Source organism: Psychrosphaera sp., from assembly GCF_982872775.1.
Genome location: NZ_CEYNSH010000026.1, coordinates 38,760 through 50,513, shown reverse-complemented (window position 1 = coordinate 50,513; position 11,754 = coordinate 38,760). Strand labels below are relative to the sequence as shown.

General features: G+C 41.6%; 10 protein-coding genes. 3 read left to right on the top strand and 7 right to left on the bottom strand.

The features are described from left to right. From AC4E96_RS09265 to AC4E96_RS09235, 7 genes are all read right to left on the bottom strand, one after another. The coding region (locus AC4E96_RS09265; RefSeq protein ID WP_490255615.1) for an NAD-dependent epimerase/dehydratase family protein at nt 1-661 on the bottom strand (661 nt) is incomplete at its 3' end. Between the two features lie 221 nt (nt 662-882). After that, on the bottom strand, nt 883-4,380 hold the full coding sequence (locus AC4E96_RS09260; protein WP_490255614.1) for a beta-propeller fold lactonase family protein: 3,498 nt from the start codon (nt 4,378-4,380) through the stop codon (nt 883-885). A 203-nt stretch (nt 4,381-4,583) separates the two neighbouring features. Next, nucleotides 4,584-6,086 (bottom strand): peptide MFS transporter, encoded by a 1,503-nt coding sequence (locus AC4E96_RS09255; protein WP_490255613.1) that lies wholly within the window; start codon nt 6,084-6,086, stop codon nt 4,584-4,586. Between the two features lie 195 nt (nt 6,087-6,281). After that, complete coding sequence (locus tag AC4E96_RS09250; protein ID WP_490255612.1) at nt 6,282-7,106, bottom strand: DUF2884 family protein; 825 nt, start codon at nt 7,104-7,106, stop codon at nt 6,282-6,284. 73 nt (nt 7,107-7,179) lie between these two features. After that, nucleotides 7,180-7,716, bottom strand: coding sequence for an Lcl C-terminal domain-containing protein (locus tag AC4E96_RS09245; protein ID WP_490255611.1), 537 nt, complete (start codon nt 7,714-7,716; stop codon nt 7,180-7,182). Between the two features lie 2 nt (nt 7,717-7,718). Continuing rightward, nucleotides 7,719-9,362, bottom strand: coding sequence for an Lcl C-terminal domain-containing protein (locus tag AC4E96_RS09240; protein ID WP_488034129.1), 1,644 nt, complete (start codon nt 9,360-9,362; stop codon nt 7,719-7,721). A gap of 238 nt (nt 9,363-9,600) precedes the next feature. Further along, nucleotides 9,601-9,945: a Grx4 family monothiol glutaredoxin gene (locus tag AC4E96_RS09235; protein ID WP_488034128.1), complete on the bottom strand. Its 345-nt coding sequence runs from the start codon at nt 9,943-9,945 to the stop codon at nt 9,601-9,603. A gap of 245 nt (nt 9,946-10,190) precedes the next feature. Between AC4E96_RS09235 and AC4E96_RS09230 the strand changes: the two genes are divergently transcribed. The 3 genes from AC4E96_RS09230 to AC4E96_RS09220 all read left to right on the top strand — a co-directional run. After that, nucleotides 10,191-10,772, top strand: a complete 582-nt coding sequence (locus AC4E96_RS09230; protein ID WP_488034127.1) for a Fe-Mn family superoxide dismutase — start codon at nt 10,191-10,193, stop codon at nt 10,770-10,772. 140 nt (nt 10,773-10,912) lie between these two features. Beyond that, nucleotides 10,913-11,512, top strand: a complete 600-nt coding sequence (locus tag AC4E96_RS09225; RefSeq protein WP_488034126.1) for an XTP/dITP diphosphatase — start codon at nt 10,913-10,915, stop codon at nt 11,510-11,512. Beyond that, a partial coding sequence (locus AC4E96_RS09220) for a radical SAM protein (protein WP_490255610.1) occupies nt 11,513-11,754 on the top strand: 242 nt, incomplete at its 3' end. It lies immediately after the preceding gene.

The following is an 11,754-nucleotide window of genomic DNA, read 5'->3' as shown; positions in this document are numbered from 1 at the left end:
TGTAGGTAAAGTCTCTGCTTAATTCACCATTGTTATAAATGTCTATAGAGTCGCCGTTAACAATCTTTTTAGTGAATTTAAACAGCGCCATATCTGGTCTACCCCAAGGCCCGTAAACAGTAAAGAAACGAAGGCCCGTCGTAGGTAAATTGTATAGATGAGAGTAGCTGTGACTCATCAACTCATTGGACTTTTTGGTCGCGGCATAGAGAGAGACAGGATGATCCACACTGTGATCACAACTAAATGGCATTTGAGAATTAAGCCCATATACCGAGCTGGAAGAAGCATAAACTAGGTGCTTAACTTTGTTGTGACGACAGCCCTCTAATACTGTTAAATGACCAGTCAGGTTGGAGTCGGCGTAAGCAAATGGGTTTTCCAATGAGTAGCGTACCCCTGCTTGCGCTGCCAAGTGAATAACAATATCAAACTGCTCGACGGCAAATAACTCGGCCATTGCCTTTCGGTCTGCCAAGTCGATTTGTTCAAAACGAAATGAGTCAAATGGCGCTAAAGTCGCCAATCTGTCGTGTTTAAGCGACACCTCGTAGTAATCATTTAGATTGTCAATACCAACGACATCGTGACCTTGCTCACAAAGGCGTTTGCTAACATAAGAGCCAATAAAACCAGCCGCACCGGTTACTAAATACTTCATCAGATTTCCGTATTCTTATTTTTAGTCTATTTGATGTAATTATCGTTAATAGTAACCACTGATAACAGAAATTAATAGCGTAGAAGCGTTAATTACACGACCTTTTTAATAATCGACTTCGGATGGGTAAACAAAAAGCCCAGCAAACGCTGGGCTCTCTCATCAATAACTCTTTTACGCTTTGTCTCTAGGGAGTAAAACAAATACTTTTTGCACTTGTTTTAGTCTCTTTGTTTAAACAGCAGAAGATCTTTATTGTCATTAAACGTAGCAAGCCAGATTAATCCCTTCTCCTTATCTACTTTTATTTTCGCAGTATAAGGATCGATTGATACTTGAAGTAGCGCACTTGATAACTCTTCAACCACGCCATTCTCATCAACTTTTTTAAACCTAATATAAACAGTTGAGGTTTCGTCTGTTGTGGTGCCTTCACCCTCACTACTATCCGCAACAATGCGCTCAAGTGTTACGAACTCACTATCAGACCACTTTTCAATGTCTATTACTTCATTAGTCGTATAGCTATTAATTAACGTCCGATTGTAAGTATCTGACACGACAAACACCTCATAGCTTGATGACATGTCGTATTGACTGATAAAAACTGAGCCATCCTGATATAATGCGGTGTTAGCAAACTGTTCTGTTGTTAACTGCACAGAGTTAGGGTCTGACTCTAAGTTGAAGTGGAATGTCCCCTTTGCAATGCCATTTGGTAAAGTAAGGTTCTCATAATAATAAAAACTCGTATAAGCAGATCTATCTGCAAACACACTTGTCATTTCAATGACATCTCCTGAATCACCATCGAGATGATAAATATCTATCTGTCCCATTATTTCACTACTATCCACTGCCCACGAAGCGACGCCTGCAATGTTTTTTGACATTCCTATCAAACCAAAATCAAATGTAGAATCTGTGGAGGTTGTCTCAATAGGAGTAATTTCAATTTGACTAAAATCATCGTTCCATTTCCACATCAGATTGTTTACAACCATTTCATTGTTTTCTCCCCAGCTTTTAATGTTACCAATGGCTGTATTAGAATCTGTGACGCCCATGTAAAAAGCACTATTTTTTTTAAGAAACTCACCGCCAAATTCATTGGCTATATCTGTAAATGGTAAATCAGAGCTTTCGCTATCAACTATAGTAGGGTTGGCGCCTTGGGTTTCATATATGAATAAATAGCCATTATTCGCGTGAAGTAGTTGGTCATCATCAAAGTTAGTAATACCAAGGAGTGTTGTGTTGACCTCTTCCGTCGATAAATCCAATGAGCTTATACCACTGTTGTATAAGAGTGGAAAATGATAACGAGATTCATCGGTTGAATACACGCCAGCAGCAATCGCTGACTCAAACTCAGCAATTTCGCTGAAGCTCAAATCACCGCCATCATCAATAGAGATTTGATACAGCGAGTTAGCGTACCTTCCATCAAAGGTAGAAACCATTGCTACGTTTTTACTTCCGTTTAACTGAATATTAAATGGCTTTTTATTTTCATAGGTAACTGAAGATAAAGTTGATAGTGTTCCCCATTGCTCATCAATCGACATCAGCGAAGCTTGAGTCTCAGAGGTAACGAGTAATCTGTTATTACCAACAGCTTGTATCACCCTAAAATCACTTTTTTCCATGTCTTGGAAATCGACCAAAGTCAAAGAACCGTCGCTTTCGGAAACTTGTGCTATCACGATATGGTCATTACCACTGGAATATTCACCGTTAAATGATCCATAAAGCCATTTTTCATTTTCGGACAGAGTAAAGTTTGATTCGTAGTGAGGGTATCCGCTACCTGTTACATCCAACATATTTACAAGTGTTAGTGTTCCATCACTTGATATCTGGTAACTTGCAAAATAATGAGTCGAGTAGTCGGTCAGATAAGCGAACAAGTACTTATTATCACTGGATATAGTGAAGTTCTCGACAACAAAATCCGTGTGCCCTTGAGAACCACCTCCCTCAAGCATTTCTACGACATAAATCAAATTAAACGTTATGTTATCGTAGTCCCCTGAATTCCCATCAACTCTCATCAACACTGATTGGTCAAATGACCAGCCTGCAAACCACAAATCATTATTTGAGTCCACCTCACCATGACTGATATCCCAGAGGTTATAAGGTTTTATTTGGTCTTGCCCACGTATTTTGTATGGTGCTTTATTTGTGCTTAAGTCCGCCTCGTTAAAAATATACAAACCGCTACCGTCAGGAACAATTATGTCGTCGCCCTTTTTAACTGCACCAAATGAAAGGCCTAAGAGCTCTGTCTGATTTCGGCCACTTAGCTCAAATTCGTTGCTTATCAACACATCACTATTGTCCCCGCGGCCATCCATGTCAGCATCGACTTGTTCAGTAGCATCATAAACAAACGCATCGGTTTCATTTGGTACTCCATCGCCATCGATATCCGGGTCTTCGGCATTGGCGATGCCATCACCATCTAAATCCGTGACTTCCACACCCGACTCAATATTATCGATGATCACATCAACCGTTTGATTAACTTGTTCTGTTAGTGTTTCAATTAAGTCATCTAAATCGTCATCATCACCTATAGATGCAATATCAACAGCGAGGTCAGATATAATAATCTCAACTAAATCTTCGATATCACCTTGGTCAAGCTCATCGTTTTGCAATGCGCCCTGCGTGGATAACGCATTAACAACAACCTCGGCGGTCACTTCTGCGCCAATCACGATATCGTCAACGTCATCATCATTTTGCAGGCCATTAGAAATCTGATTTGCCATTGCCATATTACTGGCTTTGGCTAACGCCATCGCTTCAGCAACTTTATCAGAATCGTTGTTGTCGATATCCTCAAACAACTCAATTGTCTTTTGAGCTACAGAACCGATTAACTTAGACATCTCTTCTTGAGATAATTCGTCAGCGCCTTCTCCGACTTGATCTAATAAATCGTTAGCGGTTTCGACCAAAACAGCAGTCGCATTCACCAAAGCTGGCAATGTTTGCTCCATAGTGTCATTTTCTACAGCTTGTTTGGCCTGTGTTATAACACTCTTCGAAATAGCTACAATTGAAGATGCCTTTGAGGCAGAAACCTCTTGAGAAATGGAAGTCGGCAATACTTTAGTCGATACTACAACTCGCGCTAGTGCTCCCATACTCGCATTGTTATCGGCAATAAAATCACTAGAAAGTGCGTCTGATTCAATACCTAATTCACTAGAAACTAGGGTTTTACTGGCTTCTAAATCACCTGAGGTTTTGGCATGAATTGCGACTAATGTAGTAATAGGCGTCACATTTTCTGAGCCGGGTAATGACATCATTTCAAATGTATTCGACGCTCCGACAGGAGTACCATCAGGGTTTTCATCGGTTATCGTCGCCTCGTCAACGGCGTCAGCCCCGACTAGTACTGAATATTGTATTTCATCAGCGTTTAAGCCAAGCCCTGTTATATCAAGTTCGGCTACGCCACCTGCCTGAGTAACGCCTGAAGGCTCATCCGTATCTAATGAACCATTGCCGTTTATATCAATGAAAACCGTTGCACCACGGATATAATCATCAATAACTGTCGCATTGACGGTTTCAGAAACGGTATCGTCATTGTTGTCACTGTTGTTGTTTGAGTTCTCTGAGCTGTCTGAACCACCACATGATGCTACTGCCAAAGAAACAAAGATGAAAAATGGAATGTGTATGTAGGGTTTCATCATTAAGTCCCTTTAATAGTTAAAAGTAAAAAAAAAGTAGACCAAAATCGGTACAGTGCAAGGGAAGAAAACAAAGGTTTTTAAAAGTGGTTAATTTTAAGAGTAATTTTGTTGAAACCCAGAAACAAAAAAAAGCCCAGCAAACGCTGGGCTTCCCAATTAAGCTTTACTTTTCGACACCAACCGATGTCTAAGTAAGCCTGCTATTAGATTTTAGTATGATCTTCTGGTGTACCTTCGTGTGTACCAACCACTGACATTTCTTCTTCGATTTTTGATTCTAAATCGTCAGCTACATAATCTTCTGCACCGTGCATCCAATCAACGAGCTTGTCACTTAAGAAGTACAATGCGATACCAGCTAAGAACGCCATAATCGCAACGCCACCGAAGGTAGAAAGCGGACCGGCATCACCAACTAGTTTACCGATCTCTGCCGCAGCGTAGTTACCTAAACCTGAGAATAGGAACCACATACCCATAAGTAATGAAGTAAATTTAAGTGGTGCTAAACGAGATACCATTGAAAGGCCAATCGGAGATAAACACAGCTCACCCATAGTGTGGAACACGTAAGCCATAACTAACCAAATAACGTGAGCTTTTACGTTTGCATCATCGCCAATTTGTAGTGCGGCGCCTACCATTGAAATAAAACCAAGGCCCAAGAAGAACATACCTAATGCAAATTTCTTAGGAGAGTTAGGTTCTGCTTCACCCATTTTTAACCAAATCGCGGCAAACATTGGTGCCATGATAATGATGAAGATTGGGTTAACGGCTTGTAACCAAGACGCTGGCATTTCCCAGCCAAAGAACACTAGGTCAGTTTTGTATTTTGCGAATAAGTTCATCGAACCTGCGGCTTGTTCAAAACCGGCCCAGAATACGATAGTGAAGAAAGACATGATAAGGATAACCTTCACACGGTCACGCTCTTCTTGTGTTAGAGGCTTGTTTTTCGCCGCTAAATCTTGGCCCTTAGACTGCTTTGCAGAAGGCTCAACACCAACATTACCTAAATATTTATTAGCAAGCGCCAATTGCATCAATACGCCAAGTAGCATACCGATACCAGCGACTAAGAAGCCGTATTGGTAATCGTACTTTTCACCAACTGTACCAACAACAAAGTAACCTAAAATCGAACCTGTATTAATACCCATGTAGAAGATTGTAAATGCAGCGTCTCGACGTTTGTCACCTTCTTCGTATAAGTCACCAACCATAGTTGAGATGTTTGGTTTAAAGAAACCGTTACCGATGATCAATAACGCCAGGCCTAACCACATCATTTGAATTTCAAATCCAGCAACCATTTCGTGTGGCGTACCTAACGCAAACTGACCTAACATCATGACTACACCGCCGAAGATGATGGACTTGCGTTGACCCCAAACATTGTCAGCCATCCAACCACCTAATACAGGCGTAACGTAAACCAACATTGCGTATAAACCAAGGATGTTCAGTGCGTTTGATTGAAGTTCTAATTGGTATTTTTCGTCTGCATCAGCTGCAAGAGGATCAATACCGAAGTGAGCCATATCCCAGCCCATTGCCGTTGCGGTTGCAAGGCTAGAAAGATAAAGAACGAAAATACCACGCATTCCGTAGTAACTCATACGTTCCCACATCTCTGTACCGAATAGCAGGAAGAGGCCCTTAGGATGGCCTAACATCTCCCCTGCTTGTGCAGGTTTGTTCATGTTGTGTACCCTTATTTTTATAATTATTGCTTTAGCGCATTTAATTTTTAACCCTCGAGTTTATACAGTCATCACTACAATGTTTCAAGGTTCAGGGTTGTTAATGGGTAAATAAACGACAAAACACGCCAAACGTCGTGCGAAGCAACTAATTTGACGCATTCTTGTTTTTGACGAAAAAGCTAAAAATCAGCCTTAATTTGGGTTGTGAGTAGGGTTATTGGTTGGGTTAGACAAGATGTCGTAACGGCGCAATTGCGGAATTTGATTTTGTAATCGCGCTTCAATCTTATCTAACGTTTGGAATCGCTCACAAAACGCCTCGGCTTTTTTGGCTAAGCGGTTTGCGTTGTATTGAAGCGCTTGCTCAACGTTATTAGTCAGTTCGTTAACGCTGTCGTCCAAGTCAGCTTGCTGACCTTCTACTGCTCCTTCACTGCGACGATACGCTTGTCCCATTGCACCTAACATAACGTTTAATGAGTCTGTCACTACCCCTGATATTTTTGATGAAAGTTCATCTGAGAAAAATTCATCCAATTCGTCCATGCCTTGTGGTGCGATATAAAAGTTATCACCAGAGCGTGAAAAGCGGCGCAGCAAGCTATTACGTAAATGTTGGAATTGCGCTTGTGTTTCTTTGGCGGCGTCGGTGCCTGCCAAGCCAGTGATGACTTTTTGTAGTGCGTCAAAGCCCAAGTCCATGCTGTCCATGGCAATGGTGACAATTTCAGGCAGCTCTTTTCTTAATCCACGACTGAACTCTTTTAACAAAAAGCGTTCTTGGTCAGTGAGTTGCATCATTTCGCCACGAATAAACAACTGGGTATCGTTATTGATTTGGACCTGAGTTCGGCCTTTTTTCATTACACGAATATGGTCAGGCGAGATCAACAAACCAAACTCAAGACGAATATGACATTCCATTGCAGTTGCCACCTGACTAGCAGGTAACAAAGTCACTAGCAGCGCAACTTTTAGGGCAATAAGCCATATCTTAAGGTTTGAAAATTTGTTCATTAACCGTTTCACACTCGTTATTTTAGTTACATATCATTTCCAAGTGTGTGTCTTTGCTACATTAAAATCAAGGTTATTCAGCGTATCGAACCATACGTACGTAGTAATCGGCATTTTTGTCATTGGTATCAATACGACCATTATAAAATGCGACGGACCAAGCTTCATCCTTGCGACTTGCCGACGTGTTTGGTGTTGATGACCAATGACGTTCTGATGGTGTATTAGCAAATATTTCGGCGTTCGCTGCAGGTGCCACACAAGAACGCTCAACAATTGACGCCAGCTCTTTAATATTAGGCACACGCCAATCATCAAAATTACCTGCAGAATACGCCGTCGCAGTTTGCAACGCTTGTTGCCAAGTTAAGCGCAACGCTTCACCTGTACAAGTCTCATTAGTTGCATCCCAAGTCTGGCCTACCACACATCGTGCCCAAGCTAGGCCAGTTGTTGAGTCAATTACATAATCAGAACTGATCCCTTCTGTGATGAAGTTTTCTGATGGTGTCGTAACCACCGCCGTTTCACATCGTTGATCTATGGCATAAGCCGGATTGAATACGGAAACAACACTTAACGTTAACAAGGTAATAACTGTAATTTTCATTGTTATGGCTCCCTCACTAATCGCACGTAAGCTCTGGATGTCGTATTAATGGCCGAGTCATCGCCGTTGCCTATATCAATAACCCAGTTAAATAAGTCACCACCGCCCTCAACATTGTCGTTGGACACCCAATAAAATAAATGGTTTAGCTCACTGCGGTCAGGCACATTTGGGAAAAACTCGTTAGGTAACAGGTTATTTTTATCGACATCTCCGTAGTCCATGATACCCATTAACTCTAAATAAGTCGGTAAACGCCAGTTCGCGCCGCCACAAAATGCTTGTTCATTAACTACATCAACATATTGTTCTACCGAACAAATATATGCAGATGGACACGTACCGATTGGGTTTAGTGCATCGTTGATTACGTATTGGTTTTCGACGCTTCTAAGTTCACTAAATTGCGGGCTTGCGCTTGGAGTTTTTACTTCCCAAACCAGGCCTGTAAAATTGTCTCTTACACAGCTAAACACAAGCGCATCATTACTCAGTTCATCACCATTCACATCAAACTTAGTAAAATCGAAGGTCTTATCGCCTGTGCCGTATTTATCAATTGCGTCCGCTACCGAGTCACGACCGGAGTCTGCATCTTGGTTCGGGAAATCAACACTATCGCAGCTAATAATATCTACATCGTCGTAACAATCGATAACACCAGTATCATGCAACGAGCCTAAATTCAGAGGGTTTACCGTAACATTAACCGTATCAGTCGAACTGTTGCCATTACTGTCAACGGCTTCTAATTGAAAGCTCAAGGCTTCAGTTATATCCACATTAGGAGCAAAAAATTCAGCAATACACTGGTCGCTATTTGTTAGCTCGACCGTTTGTCCAGTTAACTGAGTCCAAGAACAAGAAATAACGTTATCAACCGAAAAGCTATTGGACGCATCTAATAGCACACGAGTAAATTCGTTGACGGTTTGGTCTTGTCCGGCATCTGGGTTAACTGTGCCCTCTGCAGCGGCTATTTGAATATTGATGACGTTGGTCCCGACAAGTTCGAAGTTGTCGGTTACGGTTAATTCAATTTGATATTGAGTAAGAGATTGAACAAACGGTGCTTGAATAGTGACTGTGCTTTGATTGGTATCTGAGAAAAACTGCAAAGGTTCATTGTTATCAATTTGCTTCCAGCTATATGCTCGCACTTCGCCATCCGTATCGTAACTCTCTTCACCAGATAAGGTGATCAGTTCAAATGTACGATACGGCGCTACGGCTGTTGAAAGGTTATTAATGACCGCGACTGGGTTTCTGTCGATGTTATTGACCGTGACCGTGATTTGATCAGAAACGCGCTGACCATTCGGCGCGACATAAACAACCTCAAACACAAAATCCGTATCCACTTGGACTTGAGGAGCCAAAATACTAAAATCAAGCGCAGCATCCGTTGGAAAGTCTTCGATTAATGGCCCTTCAATCTGAGTCCACGTTGTTGCACCTTCATCCGGATATACACTAGCGGTGATGGCAATTAGTTGCCCCTCTGCAACAGTAAAATCGGCACCTAAGTTCACACTGGCAACATCCGCACCAGATGGCCCTTCAGGTTCACTGCCACCACAGGCAGTCAACATAGTAACAATTAGGACCGATTGAATAATAACTAAAAAAGCTCGAAACTGGTTCATGACAATGTGTTCCACACCTTAGCTCTGCCAACAGAGACTTTGAACAAAAACAACCCGATTTCAGTTAAGGTTAGACAGTACAACTTTAATTATCATTGTACTTTCCACAAAACTAACAAAACTCATGCAAAGGCATTGCAAATTAAGTGCCACCGAAGATGTATCAATTACTGTTTGGTTAAATAGCGCACACAAAAAAGCCGAGCATTGCTCGGCTTAATAAAAATAAACGTTAGGCTTATTCAGCGCTGTCTTCTTCGGTTTTGAATTTAGCTGCTGTTTCTGCGATCAGAGGTTGTAACTCACCTTTTTGGAACATCTCTAAAATGATGTCACAACCACCAATTAACTCACCTTCAACCCATAATTGTGGGAACGTTGGCCACTCTGCATAAATAGGTAATTCGGCACGAATGTCTGGGTTTTGAAGAATATCGACATAAGCGAACGGTTCGCCACATTGCATTAATGCTTGAGAGGCTTGCGATGAAAAACCACATGATGGCAATTTAGGGCTGCCTTTCATGTATAAGATGATTGGGTTTTCAGCGATTTGTTTCTTAATTTTTTCAATGGTTTCCATTGTAACCTCAACTTAATGGTAATTTTTTACACGACGACTAGACTTATGCCTGATCTTAAAAATAAAATAGTGCGTTTTATAAAAACAGACTTGAAAATCAATCTTTAAGTCTTATTTACTATGAACGAATGGGATATTTTCAAGCCCACATTGTTAAAATAAGTATAAAACGGCCACTTGCTTAAATCAGTCAAGTGGAGAGATTTTATCAGTAATCATAAACAAAGCCAACGGAGACAACCATTATGGCATTCGAATTACCAGCACTACCTTATGCTAAAGATGCATTAGAACCTCATATCTCAGCAGAGACGTTAGATTTTCACCACGGTAAGCACCACAACACTTACGTAGTAAAATTAAACGGTCTAATTGGTGGTACTGAGTTTGAAGGCAAATCACTAGAAGACATCGTTAAAACGTCTGAAGGTGGCGTATTTAACAATGCAGCTCAAATCTGGAACCACACGTTCTACTGGAACTCACTAAGCCCGAATGGTGGTGGCGCTCCAACAGGTGCCGTTGCTGACGCAATCAATGCAAAATGGGGTTCTTTTGAGAAGTTCCAAGAAGCATTTAATGACAAAGCGGTTAACAACTTCGGTTCAAGCTGGACTTGGTTAGTTAAGCTAGCTGACGGTTCTTTAGACATCGTTAACACTTCAAATGCAGGCACTCCAATCACTGAAGAAGGCGTTACTCCGCTTATCACAGTTGACCTATGGGAACACGCTTACTACATCGATTACCGCAACGTTCGTCCTGATTACCTAAAAGGTTTCTGGGCACTAGTAAACTGGGATTTCGCAAACAAAAACTTTGCATAATATCCTCAGTTAACCTGATCGATAAAGGCGCCAAGTTTGTATAAACTTGGCGTTTTTTTTTGTATTATGCGCCCTACTTCAGCACCGCTACATTTGCACTGACGTAATGACAATAAAACCACAGGAACATAGGACTGGTTATGAAAGAGCTGTTATTGGCCTCTGGCAACAAAGGTAAAGTTAATGAACTACAAGAAATGTTATCGCCACTGGGCTTTAACGTTATTCCGCAAAGCCAATACAATGTTGACGAAGTTCCTGAGACCGGCACCACGTTTGTCGAAAATGCCATTATTAAAGCTCGCCATGCAGCGGCCGTTACCGGTCTTCCTTGTATTGCTGACGACTCGGGTCTAGAAGTAGCAGCATTAAAAGGCAAACCTGGTATTTATTCCGCGCGGTTTGCCGGCCCAGATGCAACTGACGGCACCAATATCGATAAATTACTGAACAAATTAAAAGAGGTTCCAGAGTCAGAACGCCAGGCACGATTTGTGACTGTGTTAGTTTTTATGCGCCATTCAGACGACCCTTGTCCAATTATATGTGAAGGGTATTGGGACGGAGTTATTACTACCGAGCGATTTGGTGAGAATGGTTTTGGTTATGATCCAGTATTTTATCAACCAGACTTAGGTAAAACTGCCGCACAATTGACACCAGATGAGAAACACGCACGCAGTCACCGTGGCCAAGCTTTGCGCCAGTTGCTAGCCAAATTTAAAGAGTTAGGAATTTAAGTGTCACAAACACCTGATATCCCGCAGAGTAAGTTAACTCTGCCACCACTTTCCTTGTATGTTCACATTCCTTGGTGTGTCCAAAAGTGTCCTTATTGTGACTTTAATTCTCACGCCCTAAAAGGCGGCATTCCAGAAACTGAATACGTTGCCCATTTACTCGATGATTTAGAAGCCGACTTAGCATTTGTCCAAGGCCGCACTATCTCGACCATCTTTTTTGGTGGCGGTACGCCAAGTCT

Excerpts from the sequence above, each read along its gene's own strand:
- AC4E96_RS09250 (WP_490255612.1), bottom strand. The coding sequence starts at position 7,106 with ATGAACAAATTTTCAAACCTTAAGATATGGCTTATTGCCCTAAAAGTT.
- AC4E96_RS09240 (WP_488034129.1), bottom strand. The coding sequence starts at position 9,362 with ATGAACCAGTTTCGAGCTTTTTTAGTTATTATTCAATCGGTCCTAATT.
- AC4E96_RS09230 (WP_488034127.1), top strand. The coding sequence starts at position 10,191 with ATGGCATTCGAATTACCAGCACTACCTTATGCTAAAGATGCATTAGAA.
- AC4E96_RS09245 (WP_490255611.1), bottom strand. The coding sequence starts at position 7,716 with ATGAAAATTACAGTTATTACCTTGTTAACGTTAAGTGTTGTTTCCGTA.
- AC4E96_RS09260 (WP_490255614.1), bottom strand. The coding sequence starts at position 4,380 with ATGATGAAACCCTACATACACATTCCATTTTTCATCTTTGTTTCTTTG.
- AC4E96_RS09255 (WP_490255613.1), bottom strand. The coding sequence starts at position 6,086 with ATGAACAAACCTGCACAAGCAGGGGAGATGTTAGGCCATCCTAAGGGC.
- AC4E96_RS09235 (WP_488034128.1), bottom strand. The coding sequence starts at position 9,945 with ATGGAAACCATTGAAAAAATTAAGAAACAAATCGCTGAAAACCCAATC.
- AC4E96_RS09225 (WP_488034126.1), top strand. The coding sequence starts at position 10,913 with ATGAAAGAGCTGTTATTGGCCTCTGGCAACAAAGGTAAAGTTAATGAA.